17 protein-coding genes are annotated in these 24,855 nt (G+C 65.8%); 5 read left to right on the plus strand and 12 right to left on the minus strand.

Features of this window, described 5'->3' with window-relative positions; translation table 11 throughout:
* Positions 1 to 81: 81 nt before the first annotated feature.
* Both PG898_RS15400 and PG898_RS15405 read left to right on the plus strand, forming a co-directional pair.
* Entirely contained in the window at positions 82 to 1,398 is a 1,317-nt protein-coding gene (locus PG898_RS15400; RefSeq protein ID WP_270824538.1) for a sphingomyelin phosphodiesterase, read from the plus strand.
* Positions 1,395 to 2,183, plus strand: a complete 789-nt coding sequence (locus PG898_RS15405) for a hypothetical protein (protein ID WP_270824539.1) — start codon at positions 1,395 to 1,397, stop codon at positions 2,181 to 2,183. The genes PG898_RS15400 and PG898_RS15405 overlap by 4 nt, the downstream gene beginning before the upstream one ends.
* A 73-nt stretch (positions 2,184 to 2,256) precedes the next feature.
* Here the strand turns inward: PG898_RS15405 and PG898_RS15410 are convergent, their stop codons facing one another.
* From PG898_RS15410 to tpx, 3 genes are all read right to left on the minus strand, one after another.
* A complete protein-coding gene (locus tag PG898_RS15410) occupies positions 2,257 to 3,759 on the minus strand; it encodes an alkaline phosphatase D family protein (protein ID WP_270824540.1) in 1,503 nt (500 codons plus the stop codon).
* A gap of 80 nt (positions 3,760 to 3,839) precedes the next feature.
* Positions 3,840 to 5,060, minus strand: a complete 1,221-nt coding sequence (locus tag PG898_RS15415) for a DEAD/DEAH box helicase (RefSeq protein WP_270824541.1) — start codon at positions 5,058 to 5,060, stop codon at positions 3,840 to 3,842.
* 188 nt (positions 5,061 to 5,248) lie between these two features.
* Complete coding sequence (tpx, locus tag PG898_RS15420) at positions 5,249 to 5,749, minus strand: thiol peroxidase (protein ID WP_270824542.1); 501 nt, start codon at positions 5,747 to 5,749, stop codon at positions 5,249 to 5,251.
* Positions 5,750 to 5,972: 223 nt separating this feature from the next.
* Here tpx and PG898_RS15425 point away from each other — a divergent pair, with 223 nt between their 5' ends.
* Positions 5,973 to 8,363 carry a zinc/cadmium/mercury/lead-transporting ATPase gene (locus tag PG898_RS15425; RefSeq protein WP_270824543.1) on the plus strand — a complete coding sequence of 797 codons (2,391 nt, stop codon included), beginning with the start codon at positions 5,973 to 5,975 and terminating at the stop codon, positions 8,361 to 8,363.
* Between the two features lie 195 nt (positions 8,364 to 8,558).
* Here PG898_RS15425 and pulA read toward each other — a convergent pair whose 3' ends face one another.
* Positions 8,559 to 12,620 (minus strand): pullulanase-type alpha-1,6-glucosidase, encoded by a 4,062-nt coding sequence (gene pulA / locus PG898_RS15430; RefSeq protein WP_270824544.1) that lies wholly within the window; start codon positions 12,618 to 12,620, stop codon positions 8,559 to 8,561.
* A gap of 267 nt (positions 12,621 to 12,887) precedes the next feature.
* Here pulA and PG898_RS15435 point away from each other — a divergent pair, with 267 nt between their 5' ends.
* On the plus strand, positions 12,888 to 13,301 hold the full coding sequence (locus tag PG898_RS15435) for a hypothetical protein (RefSeq protein WP_005326471.1): 414 nt from the start codon (positions 12,888 to 12,890) through the stop codon (positions 13,299 to 13,301).
* 40 nt (positions 13,302 to 13,341) lie between these two features.
* On the opposite strand, the gene dmeF is transcribed toward PG898_RS15435, so the two are convergent.
* The gene (gene dmeF / locus PG898_RS15440; protein ID WP_270824546.1) at positions 13,342 to 14,310 is read right to left on the minus strand and encodes a CDF family Co(II)/Ni(II) efflux transporter DmeF; all 969 of its coding nucleotides are present in this window, start codon (positions 14,308 to 14,310) and stop codon (positions 13,342 to 13,344) included.
* A 71-nt stretch (positions 14,311 to 14,381) separates the two neighbouring features.
* Between dmeF and PG898_RS15445 the strand changes: the two genes are divergently transcribed.
* On the plus strand, positions 14,382 to 14,657 hold the full coding sequence (locus PG898_RS15445) for a metal/formaldehyde-sensitive transcriptional repressor (RefSeq protein WP_005326467.1): 276 nt from the start codon (positions 14,382 to 14,384) through the stop codon (positions 14,655 to 14,657).
* A gap of 28 nt (positions 14,658 to 14,685) precedes the next feature.
* Here PG898_RS15445 and bcsC read toward each other — a convergent pair whose 3' ends face one another.
* The 7 genes from bcsC to bcsR are packed head-to-tail and all read right to left on the minus strand — an operon-like array spanning position 14,686 to position 24,855.
* Positions 14,686 to 18,129 (minus strand): cellulose synthase complex outer membrane protein BcsC, encoded by a 3,444-nt coding sequence (gene bcsC, locus PG898_RS15450; protein WP_270824547.1) that lies wholly within the window; start codon positions 18,127 to 18,129, stop codon positions 14,686 to 14,688.
* Positions 18,114 to 19,223, minus strand: coding sequence for a cellulose synthase complex periplasmic endoglucanase BcsZ (gene bcsZ / locus PG898_RS15455; protein ID WP_270824548.1), 1,110 nt, complete (start codon positions 19,221 to 19,223; stop codon positions 18,114 to 18,116). Before bcsZ ends, bcsC begins: the two co-directional genes overlap by 16 nt.
* A 3-nt stretch (positions 19,224 to 19,226) precedes the next feature.
* Positions 19,227 to 21,449 carry a cellulose biosynthesis cyclic di-GMP-binding regulatory protein BcsB gene (gene bcsB, locus PG898_RS15460; protein WP_270824549.1) on the minus strand — a complete coding sequence of 741 codons (2,223 nt, stop codon included), beginning with the start codon at positions 21,447 to 21,449 and terminating at the stop codon, positions 19,227 to 19,229.
* Entirely contained in the window at positions 21,449 to 24,016 is a 2,568-nt protein-coding gene (bcsA, locus tag PG898_RS15465) for a UDP-forming cellulose synthase catalytic subunit (RefSeq protein WP_270824550.1), read from the minus strand. Before bcsA ends, bcsB begins: the two co-directional genes overlap by 1 nt.
* Positions 24,010 to 24,498 (minus strand): cellulose synthase operon protein YhjQ/BcsQ, encoded by a 489-nt coding sequence (locus PG898_RS15470; protein WP_270824566.1) that lies wholly within the window; start codon positions 24,496 to 24,498, stop codon positions 24,010 to 24,012. The genes bcsA and PG898_RS15470 overlap by 7 nt, the downstream gene beginning before the upstream one ends.
* The gene (locus tag PG898_RS15475) at positions 24,452 to 24,628 is read right to left on the minus strand and encodes a cellulose synthase operon protein YhjQ/BcsQ (protein WP_270824551.1); all 177 of its coding nucleotides are present in this window, start codon (positions 24,626 to 24,628) and stop codon (positions 24,452 to 24,454) included. Before PG898_RS15475 ends, PG898_RS15470 begins: the two co-directional genes overlap by 47 nt.
* Complete coding sequence (gene bcsR, locus PG898_RS15480; protein ID WP_226171395.1) at positions 24,625 to 24,855, minus strand: cellulose biosynthesis protein BcsR; 231 nt, start codon at positions 24,853 to 24,855, stop codon at positions 24,625 to 24,627. The genes PG898_RS15475 and bcsR overlap by 4 nt, the downstream gene beginning before the upstream one ends.

A 24,855-nucleotide genomic window follows, 5' to 3' on the forward strand; every position in this document is an offset into this window, starting at 1 on the left:
TAACAAAAATGTAAATGAAATAACCCCGACGTCCGCCATAACAGTCAGTTTCCATCGTGCCTCAACCAAAAGGACTTCATGATGCACAAGCCCCTCAGCTATACCGCCCTGCTGCTGGCCAGCCAGTTTCCGTTGCAGGCGCTGGCCGATACCGATGTCTACCTCACCAACAACGGCCCCGAGCCCTTGCAACTGACGATCAACCAGAGCGGCTCCGGCGAGCTGCAGGCGGGCAGCCAGTGGACTCAGCACAGGACGGAACTGGGCCCCTGGGAGAGCGCCATGGTACTCAGCTTCAACCGCTACGAGGGGGTGAAGGCGGGCAAGAGCTATCTGTTCGAAACCCGGGTCACCACCGCCGGGGGCGACACCTATCGTCTCAACCAGCTGATGGAGGGCACCTGGTGGAACAGCACCCTGCAACACGGCGGCGAGACGCCGGCAGACGACTCCGGCTGGCAGAGCGATCGCGCCATCCATCGCCTGGCGGGCCCGCAGGAGCTGGCCTTCGCCGCCAAGTTCACCGGCCGCTACGACGATCTGCACTATATGCTCACTCCACCACAAAGGCGGGAACAGCCGGAGCCGGCAGAAAACAAGCTCAAGGTCGCCAGCTACAACGTCTGGGCCCTGCCGGTGATCGCCGCCAGCATCGGCGAGCGGCTGACCCTGCTGCCCGAGTACCTCAAGGGCTATGACGCCCTGTTGCTGCAGGAGGTGTTCGACGGCCGCCGCGAGGGTTTCCTGCAGGCGCTGGCCAAGGAGTACCCGTACCAGACCAAGGTGCTCGACAAGCCGGGGGTCAACATCCACGACGGCGGCGTGGTGATCGTCAGCCGCTACCCCATAGTGCGCGAGGCCCAGCTGGTCTATCCCCAGTGCACCGGCACCGACTGCTTCGCCGACAAGGGAGTGATGTACGCCGAGGTGATCAAGGGGGGCAAGGCCTGGCACCTGTTCGCCACCCACACCGCCAGCTTCGACACCGACGAGGCGAGGCGGCTGCGCCAGATCCAGTTCGGCCAGATGCGCACCCTGGCCGCCAGCCTCGAGATCCCGGCCAGCGACACCGTCATCTACGGCGGTGACTTCAACGTCAACAAGCGCAAGTTCGCCGACGACTACGCCGGTATGCTGGCCAACCTCGACGCCGATGAGCCAGTCTATGGCGGCTACACCGAGGCCACCTTCGATCCCAGGCTCAATCCCTACGCCGGCGGGCCCCTCTCGGGCGGTGCCAACGTCGAGTACCTCGACTATCTGGTGGTGAGCCGAGAGTACGGTGCCGCCAGTCATAACCTCAACAGCGTCTGGATCCCGCGCAGCAGCGATGGCAGCCTCTGGCCCGCCAGCAACCTCTCCGATCACTTCCCGGTCAAGGGAGAGATCAGCCGATGAAGTGCCGCTACGGCTTTCTGGCCCTGGCGGTGCTGGCGCTGTTGCTGCTCAACCTCGGCGGGCGGGACGATCCGGACCAGCCAGTGCCAGCAAGCAGGCCAAGCCCTGTCACCGCTGCCCCGTCGCCACAGGCATCGGCGCCGCGGCTGCCCGATCCCGGCCCGACTGCCGCCGCCTCTGGGCCTGTCACAACCGGACCACTGCCCGCCAGCTGGCGGGCCATGCCGGACGAAATGAGCCACCAGCTCGCCAGCGAGATAACGGACAGCGATCAGCCGCTGAGCGAGCGGCTGGCCAATCTGGAGGCAATGGAGACTGGATGGATGAGCGAGGGGGAGAGTCTGTTTCGGCTGCAAGGGCGCTACGCCCAGGCACTCGAGCAGCTGGCGCAGGAAAACGAGCAGTTACCGCTGGCCGAGCGGCTGGCGGCCCTGACCCGGCTGCAGGATGAGTGGGTGGCGGATCACCCGGATCTGGCGGCGGATCTGTTCAACCCGGATGCCCGCCTGCAGCAGGCGCGCCAGCTGTGGGGGGGCGAGGAGCTGGAGACATTGGCCCGCCACTTCCTGCCGACCGGGCAGGCCGAAGCGACCGTGCAGTTTGCCGCCACCCGCCAGCAGCAGCTGGATCAACGCGGCCACTACCAGCAGCAGTTGGCCGAGCTGGAGCTGCAGCTGGCGGCCCGTCAGGGGGCCATGACCCCCGAACGCTGGCAGCAGTACAGAGAGGAGGTGCTCGGCCAGTTCAGGCGCGACTTCTTCGCCCAGACGCAAGACCAGCCCTGAGCAGACAACGGCTTGGGGAAGCTGAGACTGAAAAGAAAAAGGGCCCGCCAGGGCCCTTCGCATTTCCCCGGCATCAGGCCAGCGGATAGCTGGCGGCCAGATCGTTCTCGCAATGCCAGTTGGCCCACAGCTTGTTGTCGCTGCCCATCTGCAGGGTGGCGAAGTTGCGGGTGCGCAGATAGACAGGGGCGCCAAACGGCTTGAGCAGCTCGGCACGGACCAGCCGGCTCTCGTCGAGGTATTCGGGAGCGTCGTTGGTCATGGCGAGGATCCCCGTCCACTGGAACTGGGTGGGGCAGGGATGGACTATGCCGGAGGAGACCAGCTGGTGCACATTCATCACCCCCTCCCCCCGCCGGTCCTGGATCACCCCGAGGCAACCCACGTGCACATCCCCGGACAGGATCAGGGTCTTGGGGATCGCCTGATCCTCTCCCTTGACGGCCTGGCGCCGCAGTCTGGCATTGTCCAGCAGCCGCATGATGAGGCGAGCCCGCTCCCCTTGGTGTGACTTGGCGCGCCAGTGATCCTTGAGATCGTCGGTCAGCTCCTCCTCCCAGGGGGTCGCATCGAACGCCGCCTCGGTGAAGGAGAAATCCCGATAGACCACGGGCACCCCGGTCATGACCAACAGGTGTCCCTCACCGCAATCGGCCAGCGCCCCGTTGATCTGATCCCACTGCTCCCGGCTCATCACCTGGTTCTGGCTGCGGGTCGCCCGGTTGTCCAACGCCAGGATCTGGTAGCCCCGAAAACGCAATCGCCAGGAGTGATGGGTCAGGTGCGCCGGATCCAGCAGGGAGACATTGGCAGCGGAGCGCAGCTGGAACAGCCGGAAATACTTGGCGGCGGCGGCATAGATGGCCTGATAGACCTCGCAGTCCTGCAAGTCGGCGGGATAGCTGCCCCAGCCATCGAAGATGTCGTGATCGTCCCACATCATGACGCTCGGCACCCGGGCCAGCATGGTGGCCACCTCGGGGCGGCTCCACTGCCGACAGTAGAGTTCGCAATAGAAGCGATCGAGCTGTTCCACCATGGTCCGGGTCGCCTTGCGTTTGACCTTGTCCACCCGATCCAGCTCGTTCCAGGCCTTCATGGTCGGAACCGAGGTCCAGAGGGAGTCGGCATAGACCTGATCGCCCCCCATCAGCAGCAGCGACAAGGGGTGATCCCTGTGCTCGGCGGCCAGCCTGTCCCACATTACGTAAGGCTGGGTTGTGGAGGTGAGCAGCTTGAAGTCGGAGAAACCGTTGCAGGAGGCATACCCGATGCGCACCCGCTCCTCCTGCCCCGGCAGATGAAACTGCCACTGGCTGGCCCCGGCCAGATCCCGGGCGGACACACCGTCCAGCAGGATCTCGTAGTCGACCGTGCTGGCCAGGGCCTTGGAGGTCGCCGACCAGACGGCGCGCCAGAACACCCCTCTCGGGGTATCCGCCTGCTTGCTGGCGCTCAGCAGCTTGCCATTGATCTTGACACTGGCCCCTTTGAAGCCCGCCACCGCCAGGAAACAGATGCTGTATTGTGTCTCCGATTCGAGCCCCAGCAGGGGCCCCATTACCAGGGTCGTCATCCGCTATCCTCCATGGTCCATTCCATGGAGCATACCGAAACAGGCGCCCTTTGATACTGCCCAACCGGGCAGCGTCGCCCCTAGGCCTTGCCCTTGAACTGCCTGACGCTGCGCTTGGCCTGGGTGCGGCGGTTGGCCTGCTTGTCCCGGGGGGCCCGCTTGCCCTCCCCGCTCGCAGGCTGGTCGGTCACCGGGAAGCCCTCAAGCTCCTCCAGCGGCAGCGCGCGACCGGTCAGGGTGCGGATGGCCGCCAGCGTCTCGGCCTCCCCATGGCAGACCAGGGAGAGGGCGAGGCCTTTCTGCCCGGCGCGGGCGGTGCGGCCGATGCGATGCACATAGACGGGGGCATTGGCAGGCAAATCCAGGTTGATCACCACGGGCAGCGCCTCCACATGGATGCCCCGCGCCATCAGATCCGTGGCCACCAGCACCCGTACCTTGCCCGCCTTGAAATCGGCAAGCGCCTGCTCCCGCGCCCCTTGATCCTTCTCGCCGTGCAGGGCGGCCACCGCGATGCCCGCCTTGGCCAGCTTTCTGGCTACCCCGTCGGCATCGTCCCTGGCGCTGATAAACACCAGCACCTGGGGCCAGTCTTGCGCCTTGAGCAGGCTGATCAGTGCAGGCACCTTGCTGCTCTTGTTGACCAGATGGAGCCGCTCCTCGATGTCGCCGACCACGCTGTTGCGAGGATCCGCCTCCACCCGCACCGGCGCGTTCAACAGGCCGATGGCCAGGGTCTCGAGCTCGGATGGCAGGGTGGCGGAGAACAGCAGGGTCTGTCGCTCCGTCGGCATGGCATTCAACAACCACTGGATATCGGGCCAGAAGCCCATCTCCAGCAGGCGATCCGCCTCATCCAGCACCAGAGTGCGCAAGTTGCTTAAGCCCAGCCGCCGCTGGGCCAGCAAGTCCCGCAGTCGCCCCGGTGTCGCCACCAGCAGTTGCGGCCCCAGGGCCAGCTCGGCCTGTTGCTGCTCCTGTGGCACGCCGCCACACAGGGTCAGGGTGCGCAGCCCCAGCGCCTCGGCCACCCCTTGCAGCGCTGCGCTCACCTGGGTAGCCAGCTCCCGGGTCGGCACCAGCACCAGCCCCTGTACCCGATCGGAGGCCGCGTCCAGCCCCTGCAGCAGTGGCAGGCCGAACGCCAGAGTCTTGCCACTGCCGGTCTGGGCCAGCGCCAGCAGATCCTGGCCCGCCAATGCCACTGGTATTGCAAGCTGCTGGATGCGGGTCGGGGTATTCAGCTCGGCAGGCAGTGCAGCCAGCAGGGTGGGATGGAGGGAGAGTTCGCTAAAGGTCATGGGGCTACGCGGCAAGAAGAAGTGGGAGGCGAAGTCTAGCCAGCCTGACCCCATAAGTAAAAGGCCGGTGAGAAGAAGCAGGGGAATATGGGCCAGCGAGTCTGATCACCTCAACCTTGAGGGTCACTGCGCCCGCAATAAAAACGGCCTGCATCAGCAGGCCGTCGGCAATCAGCGCAAGACGAAACTTACAGAGCGGCCAGGGCGGCGGCGTAGTTCGGCTCGTCGGCCACTTCGGCCACCAGCTCGCTGTGCAGCACCTTGTCGTGCTCATCCAGCACCACGATGGCACGGGCAGCCAGGCCCACCAGGGGACCGGAGGAGAAGGCCACGCCATAGTCCTGCAGGAAGGGGACGCCACGCAGGGTGGAGAGGTTCACTACCTTGTCCAGACCCTCGGCGCCGCAGAAACGGGCCTGGGCGAACGGCAGATCGGCGGAGATGCACAGCACCACGGTGTTGCTCAGGGCGCTGGCCTGCTCGTTGAACTTGCGTACGGAAGTGGCGCAGGTCGGGGTGTCGACGCTCGGGAAGATGTTCAGGATCTTGCGCTTGCCGGCGAAGGTCGCCAGGGTCGCATCGGACAGATCGCCAGCAACCAGGGAGAAGGGCTTGGCCTGCTCACCGGCAACGGGGAAGTGGCCGGAGACGGAGACGGGGTTGCCTTGCAGGGTGACGGTATTGCTCATGTTAGGTCCTTGATTATCGATGGGGGATCCAGGGTTCCCAGTATAGGCCCAGCGGCAGGGGACAAACACCCGCTAACAAGAGGGATTTGTTGCGGCCCTGTCTCGCCTGTCCCGCTGAGGTGGGAAAGAGAAGGGCTTGACCTTGGACTTAACACCAAGGTTTACACTGGGCTCAGACATAGGCGATCCCGCAGGGGCGGGATCCACTCAAGAGGGACTCATCATGAGCAAATCCTGCTGCAACCATTCCCATGCCGCCCCCATCAAGGCCATCGGCAAGGCCACCCCCCATCAGCACAGGCACGACAGCCACTGCTGCGACAAGGTCGCATCTGCCAGCGGTTGCGCCAACCCGGCGCCCCAGGATCACCAGGCGCACGGGGTCGACGAGGGACCCGGGGATGAAGACCCCCCCAGGGGCCGTGACGCCGGAGGCAAGCCTTCCCATCCACACGACCATGATCATCGCGCCCATGGAGCAGTGACCGAGGGGCCTCTGCCCGCCCCGACCCGCGACAGTCGCCGCCACAGCTGGCAGGTGCTGGGGATGGACTGCCCCAGCTGCGCCCGCAAGATAGAGACGGCCGTCAACCGGGTCGAAGGTGTCACCCAGGCTCGCGTGCTGTTCGCCACCGAGAAGCTGGTGGTGGATCTCGCCCCCGGCCTCTCCCCCGACCCTGTCACCGCCGCCGTGCTGGCTGCAGGCTTCCGGCTCAAGGGGGCAATTCAACCCGGGGACGACAGCGCCAAACGCCGCAGCCCACAGATGGCCATGCTCACCAGATATTGGCAGCCTCTGTCGCTGGCCGGCCTGATGGGGGTGGCCGCCCTGCTGCCGGCCCAGCTCGGCCAGCCGCTCTTTACCCTGGCGACACTCTGGGGGCTCTGGCCCGTCGCCCGCAAGGCGTGGGCATTGACCCGAAGCGGCTCCCCCTTCGCCATCGAGACCCTGATGACGGTGGCGGCGCTCGGCGCCCTCTTCCTCGGGGAGACCGCCGAGGCGGCCATGGTGCTGCTGCTCTTCATGCTGGGGGAACACCTGGAGGCCTACGCCGCCGGTCGCGCCCGCGCCGGGGTCACCGCCCTGATGGCCCTGGTGCCCGACAAGGCGCTGCGCATTCGTACCACAGCAGAAGGTGACGTACGGGAAGAGGTTGCCGCCGAGATGCTACGCCCCGGCGACATCATCGAAATCGCCCCGGGCGCCCGCTTGGCCGCAGATGCCCGCCTGCTCGATGAGCTCGGTGCGTTTGACGAGAGCGCCCTGACCGGCGAGTCCATCCCGGTGGAGCGCCGTCAGGGGGACAAGGTGCCCGCCGGCAGTCTGGCGGCGGATCGGGTGCTGCGCCTGGAGGTGGTCTCCGAGCCCGGCAACAACGCCATCGACCGCATCCTGCACCTCATCGAGGAGGCCGAGAGCCAGCGCGCCCCCATCGAGCGCTTCATCGACCGCTTCAGCCGCTGGTACACCCCGGCCATGATGCTGGTCGCCCTGCTGGTGATGCTGGTGCCACCGCTAGCCTTCGGCCAGAGCTGGGACGAGTGGATCTATCGCGCCCTGGCGCTGCTGCTCATCGGCTGCCCCTGCGCCTTGGTGATCTCCACCCCGGCGGCGGTTACCTCGGCCCTGGCGGCGGCAACCCGGCAGGGGGCCCTGATCAAGGGCGGTGCGGCCCTGGAGCGGCTGGCCCACATCGATACAGTGGCCTTTGACAAGACCGGCACCCTGACGCTGGGCAAGCCGCAGCTGACCGACTTCATCAGCCTCAATGGCCAGCCACAGACCGAACTGCTGGCGCTGGCCGCCGCCATCGAGCAGGGCTCCCACCACCCCTTGGCCCGCGCCGTGGTGGCGGCAGCGAGCGAACAGGGGCTGAGCTTGGCCACAGCAAGCGATCTGCGCGCCCTGCCCGGCATGGGGGTGGAGGGGCGCGTCGAAGGCACCCTCTGGCAACTGCTGGCCCCGAGCCGGATTGACTCGCTGGACAATGACCTCAATGCCCGGATCGCCACCCTGGAGCACCAGGGCAAGACGGTGGTGGTGCTCGGTCAGCCTGATGCCGCCCCGACGGCCCTGCTGGCGCTACGCGACCAGATCCGGCCAGACGCCGCGGCAGCGCTGCGCGAGCTCAAGGAACTGGGGTTAAGCAGCATCATGCTGACCGGCGACAACCCGCGCGCCGCCGAGGCGATCGCCACCGAGCTGGGCATGGACTGGCGCGCGGGCCTGCTGCCGGAAGGCAAGGTAGAGGAGATTGGTCTGCTCGCCAGCAGCCGCAAGGTAGCCATGATCGGCGACGGCATCAACGACGCGCCGGCCATGAAGCGGGCCAGCATCGGCATCGCCATGGGGGGCGGCACCGACGTGGCGCTGGAGACCGCCGATGCGGCCCTGACCCACAACCAGCTCGGCGGCCTGGCCGCCATGATCCGGCTGTCGCGGGCGGCACTGGCCAATATCCACCAGAACATAGCGCTGGCGCTGGGGCTCAAGGCCATCTTTCTGGTCACCAGCCTGCTCGGCATCACAGGCCTGTGGATAGCCGTGCTCGCCGATACCGGCGCCACCGCCCTGGTCACCGCCAACGCCCTGCGCCTGCTGCGCAAGCGCTAAGCCGGCCGTTAACGGTACAACCAACAGCCGCCCCAGCAGGGCGGCTTTTTTATTGCCTCGCCCACCACGACAAAGAAAAAGCGCGGCTGCCGGTCGGCAGTCGCGCTTTGCTTACTCTCTCGGAGTTATCCCACCCTTGGCGAGGTGGAATTCAACCCTGGGGTGCCGAGTCAGCCCAGGGCTCGATGGGGTTGCTTACTTGGCGCTGCACTCCTGGACGATGACGGTACCCACCTCGCCAGAGGTCTTGGTCGGATCGACCTTGACCAGGAAGCTCCACAGGCCCTGGGCCAGAGTCATGCTGTTGTTGCCCATGCCGCCATCGCCGTGCTGCAGCGGATAGGACTGCTCAGGCTCCAGGGCGATCAGGGTGCCGCCGGCATCCTTGACGAAGAACTGCTTGCTCCAGTTGCCGTCGTCGTTGGCAAACTTGAAGTCGAAGCTGCCCGCGTAGTTGAAGGCGGCCTGATAGATGGCGAGATTGCCCTCCATCCCCTTGTAGTTCAGCTGATAGGTCGGCTGTGCGTTCCAGTCGCTCAGGCTGCCGCGCACATAGAGCGGGAAGCCGAGCGGATTACCGGCGACGGTATCCAGCACCTTGCAGCTCTGCACCGGCTCGGTGTAGCTGACGCTCAAGGTCGGCTTGTCCTTGTTCATGGCGGTGAAGACGAACTTGTAGCTGCCCGCCTTGTCAACATTGAACGGCAGATCCCCGCCATTGGCACAGAGCGCACTGACCTGGCCGGTCGCCAGCTGGTCGGTATCACTGCACTTGCCGTAGTTGACGGGACCACCCCAGTCGCTACCGGCGATCTTCACCTGAGTCGTTCCCAGCTGATCCGTCGTCACGTCGGTGGTGAACTCATAGGTATAGTTGCCACTGAAGTTCATCTTGTTGACCGGATCCCAGGCCCCCAGGAAACCGCGGACAAACACCTCGGTATCACCGAAGGGAGGCAGGGTGCTCAGATCCGTCTTCTTGCTCACCGGCAGGCCTGCGCCCTGGGCGCCGTTCTGCGGCTTGACGAAGACGGCAGCAGACCAGGCTCCCAGGGTCAGCTCACCGTTACCCACGGCAGCGCCACTGGCGATGCTGTCGACCCCGCGATGCTTACCACTCAGCACCATGCCGGAGAGGTCGATGGGCTGATCGTCGCCGTCACGGAAGTCGCCGATGGTCTGGCTCTGGCTGGTGGCGTTGATCATCACCACCAGACCGTCGATGGCCGGATCCAGATCCGCGCCAGCCTTGCTGCCATCATCCACCGTCATCACGATGAGGCCCGGGGTCTGATCCGGCCCGGTGTTGCGGAAGTCGACCCGCTTGATCACCTCGGCACCGCTGCCCAGACGCAGCAGGCGGGAGGATTGACGCAACTCGGACAGCTCCTGGTAGAAGCTGACCATCTGCTGCATCTCGGCCGAGCCCGGCTTGGCGTGCTGGCCGAGCACCTGCTCGATCAAGGGGTAGTTGTCGCCGTCTTTATCCTTGCGTGGTAAGCCTTTGTCGAAGTTGTTGTCGCCGAGGGTGTAGTCGACCCGGTTGTACCAGTCACCGGAGTCATAGCTGTCCCGCTCCATGGACTTGGAGCGCAGCAGTTCGACCCCGGCATGGGTGAAGGGAATGCCCTGCCCCAGCATGGCGGTGGCCAGCGATACCCCTTGCATCCGCACCAGATCGGCCCCTGCTGGCGCCTTGTAAACCAGGTTGTCGAACAGGGTCTGGTTGTCGTGCTTGTCGACGTAGTTCTGGATTTCGGTCGGATCCTGGGCATAGCCCGCGCTCTGACCGTTGTAGTCGATGTCGGCCCCCTTCTTCGGCACGCCATCCTTGTCGGTCAGCACGAACTCCTTGAGGTTGCCCGCCATGCCGAGGCGCACCAGGTCGGACTGGTGCAGGGCGGTGGCGAGATCGACGCCGTCCACCTCGTTGGCATCCACCAGGGCGCCGTTGCCGAAGCCCTGGGTCTTGCGGATGGCGTCACCGCCGTCGAACGGGCTGCCGCCACGCACCGCATCCCGCAGCCGGTCGGAGAAGGAGCCGATACCGGTGCCAGCCAGGTGCTTCTGGGTCGCCTGCACGAAGCGCTTGTCATCCTGCACTTCGCCGAAGTTCCACCCCTCGCCGTAGAAGTACATGTCCGGGTTGACCTTCTTCACCTCGGCCAGGGCCTGCACCATCTGATCTTTCGGGTGGTGGCCCATCAGGTCGAAGCGGAAGGCATCGATCTTGTAGTCCCGCGCCCAGGTGACCAGGGAGTCATCCATCAGCTTGGCGAACATGGCGTGTTCCGGCGCCGTGTTGGAGCAGCAGGTGGAGTTCTCCACCGAGCCGGTCTCCGGGTTCAGACGCTGGTAGTACCAGGGCACTATCTTGTCGAGCACGGATTTCGGGCCGAGGCCGGCCTCGTTGGTGTGGTTGTAGACCACGTCCATCACCACGTTCATGCCGATGTTCTGCTTGATGGCCATGACCATCTCGCGGAACTCCTTGATCCGGGCCGTCCCTTCCGCATTGGTGGCGTAGGAGCCTTCCGGGGTGGTGTAGTGGTAAGGGTCATAACCCCAGTTGAAGGAGTCCACCCCGCGCAGATAGCCATACAGCTCCTGCACCACAGGGTTCTCCTTGCTGTCGCTGGCTTGCAGATCTTCCAGCACCGCCGCGATGGTCTCACCGCCGCCGCAGTGGCTGGCGAACTTGGAGTTCTTGACCTCGGCGTTGACCTCGCACAGCTTGCTGAAGTCATCGCTGATGTTCGCCACCTTGGCCGGATCCTCGTTGACGGTAGCGATGTCGAACACCGGCAGCAGGTGCAGGTGGCTGACGCCGCTCTTGGCCAGGGATTTGAGGTGAGTGACGGGGACGCTGTCGGGCTGGGTCAGCCCGAGGAATTTGCCACGCTTCTCTTCATCGGTCGAGGGGTCATTGCCGGTCAGATCCCGGACATGGGCCTCATAGATGGTGATGTCGGCGGGATTCTGCTGGCTGTGGGGCGCCTTCAGGCTGTCCCAGCCATCGGGCTTCAGGGCAGGATCGTCGAGATCCACCACCTGACTGAACTCGGAGTTCATGGCCAGGCTCAGGGAGTAGGGGTCGGTCACCTGGTAGGATTCCAGCTTGCGGCTGACCGGATGATAGACCTGGATGTCGTAGCGATAGTATTTGCCCACCAGATCGCTGCCACCCTGCACGCTCCAGCTGCCGCTGGCCTCGTCTTGTGTCATGGCGCGCTCGCCGATGGCGTTGTGCTGCTCGTCGAACAGCGCCAGTTTGACCGACTTCGCAGTCGGTGCCCACAGCCGGAAGGTGACATTGCCTCCCTCCACGATGGCGCCGTAAGTCAGCTTGGTGGCCGCTTCGCTGTAGAGGGCATCGAGGGCACCGGCGCTCTGCACCAGGGTCGCCCCCTGCAAAATACCGTCGGCATCGGTGCCGATGGCCACCAGTTCTCCCTTGAGCAGGGGCTTGAGGTCTTTCCCTGACGGCAGGGCAAAAGCGGCGGCATCCTTGAGGTGCGGATACTTGGCCTGCTGTTCGGCACTGAGGCTGGTCGGGGTCAGCTTGAGGTAGGGGAAGTCGAATACCCCTTCGCCGTTGGCGGCTATGGTGCCGGATTCGGTGTAATAGAGACGGACATGGGGCTTGTCCTTGCCCCCTTGCCAGATCAGGGTGTTGCCGTCGATCAGGTGGGCACTGGCTCCCGCCACGCCGAAGGCGGCGGTGAAGGCCTCGGCACGGCTGCCGAAGATCTCGTTCTTGCCCGCGACGATGGCCACGGTGCGATCCGGGTGCTCGCTGAAGATGACCTTCATGTCGCTGCCGGTCAGGTTCGCCAGATCGCCGTTGCGGGCAATGAAGTTGATGCAGCCTTCCATCTTGCTGAGCGGCACCACCCAGGCCGGGCCGAAGCTGTCTGCCGCTGACGGCGTCTTGCTCTTGTCATCCCAGCCGGTATTGAGACCTGCCTCTGCCGTTGCGTTGCAGGCATCGTTGTTCCACAGGTGCAGGCTGTGGCCCGCGAAGGGACCGTCGACGCCACGGGCCGCACTGCTCTGGGTGTCGACCAGGGCGATCACCGCCTGATTGGGGCCGGCCACCAGTTGCTCGGCCGGAGGTTGCACATTGGGAAGACGAGCGACGGGCTCATCCTGGGGAGTCGGAGGGGTGGAGGGTGAAGAACTGTTGTCGTTACAGCCTGACAAAAGCGCGAGCAGTGAGGCTGTTACCAGCGCCACCTTGGTCTTTTTCATATCCATTTTTTTATAATTCCCGCTGTAGTTGGTCTCGATACTCGAGGTACCCGGTCGTAACCGAGCGATGCCATATTAATCAGCGGAGATTGTTGTAAATGTGAGCGGCCGGGCAAAAAAAACCAACCCGTTTCAACAAGATAACGTTTTCATAACGAAAATTGGATCGCGCTCACAGACCCGCCCCCGCTTTGGGCCCATACCAGCAGAGCGACGGGTTCATGCCGGAAAAAATCAATTTCCGATCAAATGGATAGAAAGGAGTCATGACCGATGAAACGGATCGAGGAGCAGGCGAAGCGGCTGGATCAGGAGTATCAGGGGATTGCCCAGCTGTTTCACCAATTCTGTCAGCAGGCCGGGGGACTCGCCGAGCAGTATCACTTCTTCAGCTGGCCCGATTACGAAGAGACGCCACCCCTCTGCCGGGCCTTCACCCTGCTGGGTGAGCCGCGCGAACTGCGGCTGCGCTGTCAGCCCGGTGAGCGGGGAACCCTGATCGGCATCATCCAGATCCTGGATGACGAGGGAGCGACCCACGCCAGCCTGGGCTTTCGCGCCGACGGTCACCTGCTGCTGGAACCCGGCCGGCTGCTGGATGACCCACCAGGGCTGCTGCTCAAACTGATGCTGGGCTCGCTCTGGCAGGATCAGGCCAAGGGGGAGAACGAACGCCCGCCGCACTGAATCAAGGCCCCGGGATAGGCACCGGGCGCCATCCTACTTCCTATCCCTGAGCGATTTCGATGGTCAGGTGCACCAGCTCCTCGTGGATGGCGAGCCGTTCACGGATTGCCTGTGCCGGGATGGGGACCGCCATCCGCAAGGAGAGCACGGCCGCATATTGCACCTGCCCCACCCGCCAGACGTGCAGATCGCGGATCTCGGCGTCAGGCAGCTCGGCTATCACCTCGCGGATCTCCGCCACCAGGGGGGCGTCCATCTCCGCATCCAGCAACACGCGACCCGTGTCCCTCAGCAACCCCCGGGCCCAGACCGCCACCAGCACGGCCCCCACTATGCCCATCAGGGGATCCAGCCAGTCGGCTCCCCACAGCATGCCCCCCACCAGCGCGAAGATGGCCAGCACAGAGGTGGCCGCATCCGCCAGCACATGGAGGTAGGCGGCACGCAGGTTCAGATCCTGATGGCCGTGGTGGTGATGACCATGATGGTCATGGTGGTCATGGTGGTCATGGTGGTCATGGTGGTCATGATGATGGCCGTGACCGTGGTGATGACCGTGATCGTCCTTGAGCAACCAGGCGCAGGCCAGGTTCACCAACAGGCCGCCGATGGCGATGCCGATGGCCTGCTGATAGTGGATAGGGCTGGGATCCAGCAGCCGGGCCACCGACTCGAACAGCATCAGACCCGCCACCCCCACCAGCAGCAGGGCGCTGCTGAAGCCTCCCAGCACCTCTATCTTCCAGGTACCGAAGCTGAATCTGTGATCCCGAGCGAAGTGACGGGCGGCGCGATAGGCCAGCACCGAAAGGCCGAGGGCCAGGGCGTGGGAGCTCATGTGCCAGCCATCCGCCAGCAGCGCCATGGAGTTGTAGAACCAGCCACCGCCGATTTCCGCCACCATCATGATGAGGGTGAGCAGCACGGCCCAACGGGTTTTCTGTTCGGCCAGCGGATTCCCTTCATGAACGACGGGTTGCTGGCAGTGGGATGAAGCGAGGGATGACATGAATTTCTCCTGAGAGCGACAATGCTATATACTATACCCCAGTATAGTTTTAATGCGCGAGAGGATCCTGTATGTCACACACGGTTCACGACAAGAAGAAGCTGCTGGCACGGGTCAGACGCATCAAGGGACAGACCGGCGCCCTGGAGAGTGCCCTGGAGCAGGAGACGGACTGCGCCGCCATCTTGCAGCAGATTGCCGCCATCCGCGGCGCCGTCAACGGCCTGATGCTGGAGGTGCTGGAAGGCCACATGCGCGAGCATCTGGGGGCGGCGGAAGCGACCCCGGCAGAGCGGCTGGAAGATCTGGATCAGGTGGTGAGGGTGCTGCGCTCCTATCTGAAATAAGGGCGCCCGAAGAGATCGGGCGCTCCTGTCAGTCGAAGTCCGCGTAGGGGGTCAACGGCCGGGGCGGCATGTCGAGATCCCCCTGCCAGGGCTTGAAGGTGTAGCGCAGGAAGAGGGTGGCATGGCTGGGGGCATAGTCATCCGCCTGCTGGATGTCGATCCGCCCGCCGATGCGCCAGTGCTCGGTCAGGCGGTGCTCCACCACAGCATTCAGGGTATAGCCGAAGCCGCTGCTGCTGCCGCCCTGCACCGGCGCATTCCTGTCCGGCAGTCCGGTGGGCAACAGGCCTTCCAGCGGGTAGCGACGACTGTCGTCGGTACGGGAGCGGGACCAGGATCCCGAGCCTCCCAGCTCCCATGACCAGTCAGGGGTGCGCTGCCGGTAGCTGACCGGCACCGAGAGCGAGAAGTACCCTTGCGGGCTGTAATAGCCCCCCTGCCCCAGGGTGTAGCCGCTCAGATCCTGCTGGTAATGCCACAGCATGGTGCTGAGCCCCACGCTGGCCCGGCGGTTCGTCTCGTTGATGAGCTTGTAGTAGCCCCCTCCCATGAGCCGGGTGCGCCAGTTGTCCGGCACGTTCTTGCCCGTCAGCAGGTGTTGCTGGGCGCTGCCCCAGAAACCGACGGTGCCCCCCAGATCATGGCTGAGATCGAGGCGAACCCCGTTCGCTCTCACCCCGCCCCAGCTGATGCCCGTCCCCGGATCCACCGTGCCCGCATAGGAGAGCAGCGAGCTGCTGACAGGCCGTCGGGAGAGGGTGAGCCCCCAGCCAAGATCCCCCAGATCTCCTTCCACCGTCGCGCCGCCGACCCAGTCCACCACCTCGAAGCCGAGCGGCGTGGTGCCCAGATCGAAGGCCCAGGCCCCCTTGTGCCAGCCCGCCGCCAGGGTGGTGCCCCGGCTCTGCTGATGTTCCTGCCCACTGCAATCACGGGCGGCGCAGGTGCCGAACTCCTCTCGGTAGGGAGAGGCCGGCAGCCGGCCCGCATCCATGTCCACCAGCTCGAGGCGGCCAAAGGCGGTACCGCCAGCCAGGGGGGTATCCAGTTGCACCATCTGGGTCAGGGCCCGCAGATCGGAGAGCCCCCCGGTGCCGCTGGATCCCCAGTAGTCGCTGTCGAGGGAGACAGTGGTCTGCTGCTGCCGATAGTGACTGTCCAGATCACCGCGCAGCCCGGAGGCCAGCCAGTCTTCGCCGTCACGGCTGCGGGCGAGCGCGGTCAGGGCGCCCTCATCCAGATCCTCGCGGGGAGAGAGGCCCGCCGCCACCAGCCCCTTGCGATCCCGCGACAGGGCCCCCTCGGCGTCGCCGGTGGCGAAGCGCTGACGGGCGGCATCCCGCCAGAACAGGGCCGTCTGCTGGGAGGCCGGCTGCGTCGACACCAGGGGTTCGTAGCCGGTGAAGATGGCCCGCGCCGTCTCCCCCTCCCCCAGCGCCTGATAGAGGTTTGCCACCCGGCGGTAGTAGTTGAACTCGTCCGCCGGCAGCGGGCTGACCGGCCAGGCCGGCAGCCAGTGGCGAGCCTCAGCCACATCTCCCCTGGTCTGGGCCAGCTCAGCCATGCCAAGCCTGGCCTCGGGCTGCTGCGGCGCGTGCGCCAGCACCGCGCGGTAATGGCGCTCTGCCCCGGCGACATCCCCCCGCTCCGCGGCCCAGCCCGCCAGCATCAGGGTCACCTCATCATCGGGCTGCAACGGCTGCAGCAGGCGCTCGGCGCCCGCCCCATCCCCCTCCAGGTGCAGTTGCCTGGCGTTGGCCAGCAGCTCGCCACGGGCGAGGCGGCGATCCAGTTCCTGCATGTCAGCCGACCAACGCGCGGCTGGCACTTCGGCCAGCACGGCGCGGGCCTGGGATGACTGATCCTGCCCCGACAGGTAGAGGGCAGTAGCGTAGCGCAGGCTGTCGTTCTGTGGTTGCGCCGCCAACCGCCCCCGCAGCAACCGCTCCCCGCCAGCAACATCCCCGAGACGGGCCTGGGTGGCGGCGACCCGATAGGCCAGCCAGACATCATCCGGCAGCAGCCGCAGCGCCTCCTGGCGTTGGGTCAGGGCCTGGGGCAGCTTGCCAGCCTTGTCGAGCTGATCGGCCTGCTCCTGCAACAGCTCGGCCTTGAGCCGCTTGCCCTCGGCCTGCAGGGCTGCACTCCCGTGTTGATCCAGCAGGGCCAGTGCCCGCGCCGGATCCTGCCCCTTGTAGAGATCGAACAGCCGGGCCAGGGCCCGATCACGGGCGCCCGGCATGGCGAAGGCCTTCTGATAGGCGAGCTCGGCCTCGCCGTCGCGATGACGGCCCCGCTCGCTGTCTCCCAATCCGAGCCAGGCCTCCGGCTCCTTGCCATCCAGGGCAATGGCGCTGCGATAGCGGGTCGCCGCCGCCTCCCATTGCTGCTGCGCCAGGGCCTGGGAGCCCTGGTTGACCAGCAGCCAGTAGCGATTGGTGGTCAGCAGGCTGGCCCACTTGTCCTTGTCGGTCACATCGGGATGGCGCAGCACCCGCTCGAACTGGGTGATGGCGAGCGCGCGCTGATCGTTGCGGGAATAGGCCTGACCCAGGGCCCCCATGAGTTCGGGATCCCCGGGATTGGCGGCGAGGGCCCGCTGCAGCTCGGCGATGGTGGCCCCGCCGCTGGCGGTACGGGCCAGCGCCAGCTGACGGAAGCGATAGGCCGGAGAGGCCCACTGCGCCTCCTGGATCGCGAGCAGCGCCTCGGCCTTGTCGGCCTCCATCTCGGTACTGAAGAGGGGGATGTATTGCTTCAATTCGTCGATGCTCCGGGGGCCGACCGGCATGGCCTCGATGTCAGCGAGCCAGATCGCGGCCGCTTCCCCGCGGCTGTTGTCATCCTGCGCCATCTCGCGCAGCAGCCCCAGAGCCTGCTGGCGCCGCCCGTCGGCCAGATAGTGGCGGACCAGCCCGCTGCGCACCCGTGGCTCACCCGGATATTGTCGGTTCAGACTCTCCAGCATCGCCATGCCCTTTGCCTTCATGGCGGGGATGCGCATCTGCAGCAGGGCATATTCCACCGCCACCTCGAGATTGGGGGGCCTGTCCCCCGCGAACAGGCTTCGATAGAGACGTTCAGCCTCCTCCAGTCGACCGGCGCTGGTCAGCAGCCTCGCCTGTTGCAACTGCTGGCGCCGGGCCGGATCGCTCAGGGCGAGATTGGCCATGCCCTGGCGATAGAGCGCAGAGTCGGGATCCTGCTTGCCGAGCCGGGCGAGCAACTCCCCGGCCTCCCTGGTCTTGCCCTGACGCAGGGCCTGGCGCGCCTGGGCCGCCAGCAGTTCCGGGTGATTGGGCTCCACCAGGGAGAGGGAGTAGAGACTGTTGCTGACGAGATCCTCCCGCCCGCGGGCTTCCCCGATCCGGACCTGCTCCAGCAACCACGACACCGGTTGCACCGCCCCCTGAGCCAGGGTGCCGCCCATCAGGCCGACGAGCAGGCAACCCAGGGTCAATCTGCTTGGCATGACTCGCTCCAGCCTGGTTGCAGGGTGCCGTCCGCGGCGAAGCGATAGCGACCCTGATCCCAGCCTGCGCCAAACAGGGTCAGGACGCTGCCGTAATAGGCGTCGGCCTGCTCGCCGTGCTGCTTCACCTGCTCACGCAGGGTGGCCAGCATCGGTTGCCCCTGGGAGAGGGGCAGCAGGGCGGCGGCAAAGCCGACCGGTCCCCGCCCCTGAGTCTGGCCGCTCCGGGTGTCGACCCGCTCGGGGACGGCGCCAAGGGCCGCCGTGCTCTCCAGCATGGGGGTGAAGTGTGCCACCAGGGGCGCCTTGGCGGGATCCTCGTCGTTCAGCATGCCGAGCCAGAGGTAGACGCGGATGGCGTCATAGCTGCCCTGGGGGCCTTTGTCCGTCGTCACCTGCCACCCCTTCTCCCCCTGCCAGTCAACCCAGTCGGGGGCAAAGCCCAGGGGTGCGCTCTCCTGCAGCAGCCTCGGCAGTTGCCCACGCATCTCGCGCCAGGGCCCCTGCAGCGCCGCGAAGCGGGCCAGCAACTGGGGCGGCAGGTAGCTCGGGTTCAGGGTCCAGCGCCCCTCCCCCGTATAGCCGTGGGCGCCGGGCAGCAGCACGGGGCCGAGACCGGGGACGGTGGCGACCTCCTCCCGGGCGATGCGCCGCAACAGCAGGGTGCCGATGGATTCGTAGCTGTGGTTGTCCCACAGACGGCCCGCCTCGAGCAGGCTGTAGGCTATCCAGAGATCCGAGTCGGACGCGCTGTTCTCGTCCAGCACGCCCCAGCTGCCATCTTCTCGCTGACCCCAGAGCCAGGAGGGCAGGAAGCCGGTCAGATCCCCGCGGGCGAGCCGCCGCTCGGTCCAGTCGAGCAGACGGGCGAAGGTCTCCCTGTCGTTGTTGACCAAAGCGAAGAAGAGGCCGTAGCTCTGGCCCTCGGAGGTGGTGATCCGCCGACCGTCGGCAGGGTCGATCACTCTCCCCTCCTCGCTGATGTAGTGCTGGCGAAAATAGTCCCACTCGGGCCAGTCACAAGCCGCCAGGGCAGGCAGGGTACACAGGGCCCAGAGCAGCAGGGCGCCACAGGCATTTTTCATCTGAGTCATCTCTTAGTCTTCCTTCAGGCGGCGACGGCTGGCACCGGCCAGCAGCACCCGCAGGCCCCAGCCCAGCACCAGCATGCAGAGCAGCGTCAGTCCGGCAAGGCGCAGCGGATACTCGGCAAACAGTTGCCAGATGCGCTCCCACCAGGGCAGATAGCCCACCTCATAACGATCCCCGACCGCCAGACTCTTCACTCCGGACTCCCGGATAATGGCCACCGACCCCGCGACCTGGCCACGCAGGGTGGTGTTTTGCAGGGTGTCGTTGAGCAGCTTGACCCCCGCCGGGCCGTCGGCCAGCAGGGCTACCAGGCTGCGTTGCTCATGGGTCGGCGACTGCAGACCCAGGATGACGGCGATGGCGCGGTTGCCGGTCATGCCGACCCTGGCCTGAGGCTGGCGATCGGCCATGCTGTGCAGCAGATCCCCCTGATGCTGGCGAGTCGGCTCGTTGACCCAGCTGCGGGTGGACTGCAGCAGGGCATCTGGCGCCAGATCCCCCTGAAACTCCTCAGGCAGGGTGCCGATGAGCAGGGTATCCAGATCAGCGGTGCGGGCCTGCTCCCAATCATCCAGGACTCGCAGGGAGAGGGCCGGATAACCGGTCTCGGCCCCGATGGCACCCACGGCATCGAGCAGGGTAGTGATCTGCGCCGGGTGCGGCCTGGCGGGCATGACCACCTGGCTGTCGGCGAGATCCGCCATCCGGCTGAACGGGAAGCCCGCATAGGCGAAGGCCCTGAGGTTCGGCATCTCGATGAAGTGGCGATAGCCGGTGAAGTCGATGGTTGAGCCCTCATCGATGCGCACCTGATGGGCGGGGGGCATCACCAGATCGCAGCGACCGTCCTCATTCCCCCCCATCATCTCCCTGGCATATTCAAACGAGAAGCTCAGGCTGTTGGCCTGAGTGGTCTTGAGCCCGGGCATGCGCAGCGCCGTGGCATCGTTATCGGCGGCGAACCAGAGCGGCAGGGTGAGCAACTGCTCACTCTTGGCCTCACCCGGTTCGAGCGGAAACGACTTCATGAACTGGCCGTTGACCGCCACGTCCAGGCGGGAGCCATCTCGCCGGGTCGGCGCCGTATTGTGGTACTTGAGTTCCGTCTTGATGCCATTGGCACCCAGCAGATAGAGATCCGGCGGCAGGCGCAGCGTCAGGTTCATGGGCCAGAGCCGGCTGCCCGTGGCCTGCAGCTGGCCCGGATAATCCGTCAGCTCGTCGAACCGCATCTTGCGATCGAGCCGCACCCAGTTGGGGGCATCATAAGGCTGGCGCGGAGCCAGTGGCTTCACCTCGTCCACCAGCACACTCTGACCCCGCAGCAGCACCTCTCCCTGGGCCAGCCCCCTGGCCGCAGTCAGCAGATCCTGCTGATCCCGTCCCAGGATCAGCAGCAGCTTCACATAGGGGTTGTCGGGGGAGCTGATCATGTCGATGGTGGGCCCCTTCACCTTGGGGTAGTCGACCAGGAAATCGGGACGCGCGTCATTGATGGCGAAGATCACCCCGTTGCGATCCGGCAACTGGTTGATGAGCACGGGGAAGTGCTGACCCCGCCACTGCGCCTTGGTACCGAACCAGGACGCCAGCACGGCCGCCGCCTGCTGCTGCAGGAGCGGAACAGTGCCGCTGAACACCATGGGCAGGATCAGCTTGCCATCGTCTCGCACGTCGAGGAACGGCATGGGGAAGAAGGAGAGTTCGTTGCGCACCGGCAGGGTCTGTAGTTGCAGGTTCAGCTTGCTGTCCCGGTTGACGTTGAGCCACAGAGTATCGCTCGCCGGGTTCTCGCACACCTTCTGGTAATGGCCGACGAAGCTCACTTTGATCCGGTTGAAATCCTTGGCGTAGCGCGGATCCAGCTCGATGCGGGCATGGGTACGCTCCCCCATCTGCGCCTTGGTGAGGGCGGTAACCCCCATCAGCTCGTCATTGAGGTAGACCTTGATCTGGGAGAGCAGCGGCAACAAGGAGGGGGACGGGGTGAAGTCGAGATCCAGGCTGGCCCGGGTGACCACCTCGTCACGCCGCACGGTGAAGTCCGCCTGGCCGTCCGGTGCGTTGCCGCGCAGGGAGAGGGTGCCCGGGGTCGAGGACATCTGTTCGAAACTCAGCGCCTGACTGCGCACCGGCGCGGGCACGGGTGGCAGGGGGCCGCTGGCCTCGGCGGCCAGCGCACTCTGCGTCATCAGCAGCAGAGGGACAAGGTAGCGTTGTGGTTTCATCATCCTTTCACTGTCTGTGTGGTCGGAGCCCCGGACCGGAAACCCGGCGAGACGCGACGTGGAACGAAAGAGAGCAGCCAGCGAACCAGCTTCTCAAGCAGGATACAAACAAACCCTATGGGTGAGGCGCGCGCCAGGCGCCAGTAAGCCCCCCAGCCGAGCTGCGTGATGTCGAGCAGGCTGTGGAGCGGACGATCCTTGCCGAGGCGCTGCTGCCACAGGGACCAGGTGTCGGCCCGGGCAAAGGTGCACTGGATGAAGGCGATGTGCTCGGTCTGATCCATGGGCGCCAGCTCCAGCCCCAGCTTGCGGCCGAACACCCGCTGCACCTTGGCGGCGAAGGCCTGCTCCCGCTGGCCATTGCGCAGCAGCAACCAGACCCTGTCCTTGTCGACCAGGGGCAGGGGATCCTCGAGCAGGACACCCACCCCGCCATTGGAGTAGTCCTTGACGGTGCAGGGGTAGAGGTGGCCGTTGGCCAGCTTGATGGCCGCCGGCATCACCATCTCCACCCTGGGGTTGGTGCGCACCTGACGCGACTCGAACGCCACCGCCAGAGCCCCCCCCAGTATGGTCATGTTGTAGAGGGTCCACAGCATGCTGAGGATCAGGGTCAACACCTCGTCGGCCGGGCCGGTGGCGATGCGCCAGATGCCAAAGCCCAACCCGCACAGGTTGAGCAGGATCAGGATCAGATAGGGCCTGGAGACCGCCAGATCCAGATACACCTCCTCCGTCATGCCCCCCTTGGCGGTGACGTTGAACTTGCCCTTGTGGGGTGCAAACAGTGCCACCGTGGTCGGCCGGGCTATGTACCAGGCCAGCACCGTCTCGTAGACCTCGCCCCAGAAGGAGTGGCGCACCTTGCCCTGCAACCGGGAGTTGGTCAGGGCGCTGTGGAAGATGTGCGGCAGCATGTAGAGGGCGATGGCCGCCGCCGGGGCGTAGATGATGTAGGCGTGCAGGATCAGAAAGGCGAGCGGCGCCGTCAGGAAGATGAGACGCGGTATGCCCGACAGGAAGTGCAGCATGGCGTTGAAGTAGCAGAGCCGCTGCCCCAGGTTGAGCCCCTTGCCAAACAGGGGGTTGTCCAGGCGCAGGATCTGCACCATGCCACGCGCCCAGCGGATGCGCTGCCCGATGTGGGCGGAGAGACTCTCGGTGGCCAGCCCCGCCGCCAGGGGGATGCGGATATAGGCGGAGGTGTACCCAAGGCGGTGCAGCCGCAACGAGGTGTGGGCATCCTCGGTGACCGTCTCCACCGCGATGCCGCCGATCTCGTCCAGCGCCGAGCGCTTGATGACGGCGCAGGAGCCGCAGAAGAAGCTGGCGTCCCACATGTCGTTACCATCCTGCACCAGACCGTAGAAGAGAGCCCCCTCGTTCGGCATCTTGCGAAACCGCTGCAGGTTGTGCTCGAACGGATCGGCGGAGAAGAAGTGATGGGGGGTCTGCACCACCCCGAGCCTGGGATCCCGGTAAAACCAGCCCACCGTCATCTGCAGGAAGGAGCGGGTTGGCAGGTGATCACAGTCGAAGATGGCGACCAGATCCCCGCTCGCCTGCCTGAGCGCGTAGTTGATGTTGCCAGCCTTGGCGTGCTCGTGGGTCGGCCGCGCCACATAGCGGATCCCCGCCCCTTCGGCAAATTCGCGAAACGACTCCCGGCCCCCGTCATCGAGCAGCCAGATGGTCAGCTTGTCAGCGGGCCAGTCGAGCCCCATGGCGGCATAGACGGTGCCCTTGACGATGGCGAGATCCTCGTTGTAGGTGGGGATCATCAGGTCAACCCTGGGCCACTGGGCCGGGTCCGCCGGCAGCGGCGCCGGCGGGCGGTGCAGCGGCCAGGCCGTCTGCCAGTAGCCAAGCAGCAGCACCACCCAGGCATAGGTCTCGGCGGCCAGCAGCAAGAGACCACAGGTGAGGCTGAGAGGATCGAACCAGTCCAGGGTGGAGGTGTAGCGCCACCAGATATAGCGGCAGGAGACGGTGAGGGAGAGCACCATCATCATCAACATGGGGTAGCGGCCCGGCACGGCGCGCAAAATGAAGGCCATGGCGGCGAGCAGCAGAACGAAGACCAGCTGCGCCTGCAGGGTGAAGGGCTGGGTAATGCAGAGCAGGGAGAGGATGCCTGCCACCACGCAGAGCAGCACGCTCTTCCAGCGCGCCTCGCGGGGGGTGGCCCTGGCCGCCGCCAGCCCCCTCTCCTCCTGCCGAATCAGCAGGGTGCCGAGGGCCTGGGTGCCCCATTGCCAGGCCCGTTGCCAGGAGGCGGGCCAGTGCAGGGGGATGGGCTCGGGGCGGCGCACTATGAGCCAGAGGCTCTGCAACAGGATGCGCAGGGGATCCCCGACGCGGGGCCGGGCCAGCTGGGGATAGAGACTCTGGGCGTGGCCCAGCACCCACTGCCAGCCATGGCGCTCCAGGGGGAAGAGGGTCCAGGCCAGCAGCCACACCAGGGTCAGACCGGCGGACCCCAGCCGGGAGCCGCCCTGGCGGCGCAGTGCCTGGTAGCGCTGGGAGCACCAGAGGCCCGCCGTCGGGGTCAGCAGCCTGGCTAGCATGGGTCGGCGCCCTCGATGTCCAGGCACCAGCAGGCCAGGGCGGTCAGCTCGTGGGCGATCAGGCTGGTGGGAGCATAGCGACCCACCGGCTGCTTGGCGGCCATGGCCTCGGCCATCGCCTCGTCCCGATGCAGACGCAGCCCGAGCAGGGGCAACCCGCCCGCCTGCCAGAGATCCAGCAGATCCTGTTGCAGGGCACGGCGGCTGGTGAACTGGGTCACCAGCAATCGCTCCCCATCCCCCCAGACATGGCGGTAGAGACGCACATGGCAGTTGGCGTCGGCATTGACTATGGTCAAGCGCTTGCAGGGCAACCCGGGCAACTGGCCCATGGGCAGATCCAGCAGCACCAGATCATAGCCCTCGATGGCCTGCAGCCAGGCTCCTGCCGATGTCCCCTGCTGGCCGCCATGGGGCAGCAGATCCAGCCCCTCCTCATAGTGATAGAGTGCCGAACGCCACTCCCGCGTCGGGTCCGCCAGCCGGCTCCAGCCTCTGGGGTCGTACCGCCAGCACCCGGGCACCCTGCTCCCGGGCCGCCAGCGCCAGGCCGGCGACCAGAGAGGTGGTGCCCACACCGCCACGGATCCCCTGCAACGCGACAAGGTTCATGCTGACCTCCCTGCGTCCGGCGCTGCCGGCCCTCTCAGGTCCAGCTCCGCCAGCAGCGGGAAGCGCTCACGCAGGGCGATGAGCCGCTCCCGGAACGCGATGTCCTGGTAGGAGAGATTGACGCCGAAGGCCTGCTGCACCATGGCCACGTCGCTCATCATGCCGCCTTCTACCGGCACCCCGAAGGGAGCCTGCGTCGCGGGTCGCCGCTCACTCTGCACGTCCAC

The organism is Aeromonas sp. QDB31, assembly GCF_027707605.1.
Lineage (GTDB): Bacteria > Pseudomonadota > Gammaproteobacteria > Enterobacterales > Aeromonadaceae > Aeromonas > Aeromonas media.

What these genes read in the sequence shown, in the direction of transcription:
- PG898_RS15400 (WP_270824538.1), top strand. Translation starts at nt 82, where the DNA reads ATGCACAAGCCCCTCAGCTATACCGCCCTGCTGCTGGCCAGCCAGTTT.
- PG898_RS15405 (WP_270824539.1), top strand. Translation starts at nt 1,395, where the DNA reads ATGAAGTGCCGCTACGGCTTTCTGGCCCTGGCGGTGCTGGCGCTGTTG.
- PG898_RS15410 (WP_270824540.1), bottom strand. Translation starts at nt 3,759, where the DNA reads ATGACGACCCTGGTAATGGGGCCCCTGCTGGGGCTCGAATCGGAGACA.
- PG898_RS15415 (WP_270824541.1), bottom strand. Translation starts at nt 5,060, where the DNA reads ATGACCTTTAGCGAACTCTCCCTCCATCCCACCCTGCTGGCTGCACTG.
- tpx (WP_270824542.1), bottom strand. Translation starts at nt 5,749, where the DNA reads ATGAGCAATACCGTCACCCTGCAAGGCAACCCCGTCTCCGTCTCCGGC.
- PG898_RS15425 (WP_270824543.1), top strand. Translation starts at nt 5,973, where the DNA reads ATGAGCAAATCCTGCTGCAACCATTCCCATGCCGCCCCCATCAAGGCC.
- pulA (WP_270824544.1), bottom strand. Translation starts at nt 12,620, where the DNA reads ATGGATATGAAAAAGACCAAGGTGGCGCTGGTAACAGCCTCACTGCTC.
- PG898_RS15435 (WP_005326471.1), top strand. Translation starts at nt 12,888, where the DNA reads ATGAAACGGATCGAGGAGCAGGCGAAGCGGCTGGATCAGGAGTATCAG.
- dmeF (WP_270824546.1), bottom strand. Translation starts at nt 14,310, where the DNA reads ATGTCATCCCTCGCTTCATCCCACTGCCAGCAACCCGTCGTTCATGAA.
- PG898_RS15445 (WP_005326467.1), top strand. Translation starts at nt 14,382, where the DNA reads ATGTCACACACGGTTCACGACAAGAAGAAGCTGCTGGCACGGGTCAGA.
- bcsC (WP_270824547.1), bottom strand. Translation starts at nt 18,129, where the DNA reads ATGCCAAGCAGATTGACCCTGGGTTGCCTGCTCGTCGGCCTGATGGGC.
- bcsZ (WP_270824548.1), bottom strand. Translation starts at nt 19,223, where the DNA reads ATGACTCAGATGAAAAATGCCTGTGGCGCCCTGCTGCTCTGGGCCCTG.
- bcsB (WP_270824549.1), bottom strand. Translation starts at nt 21,449, where the DNA reads ATGAAACCACAACGCTACCTTGTCCCTCTGCTGCTGATGACGCAGAGT.
- bcsA (WP_270824550.1), bottom strand. Translation starts at nt 24,016, where the DNA reads ATGCTAGCCAGGCTGCTGACCCCGACGGCGGGCCTCTGGTGCTCCCAG.
- PG898_RS15475 (WP_270824551.1), bottom strand. Translation starts at nt 24,628, where the DNA reads ATGAACCTTGTCGCGTTGCAGGGGATCCGTGGCGGTGTGGGCACCACC.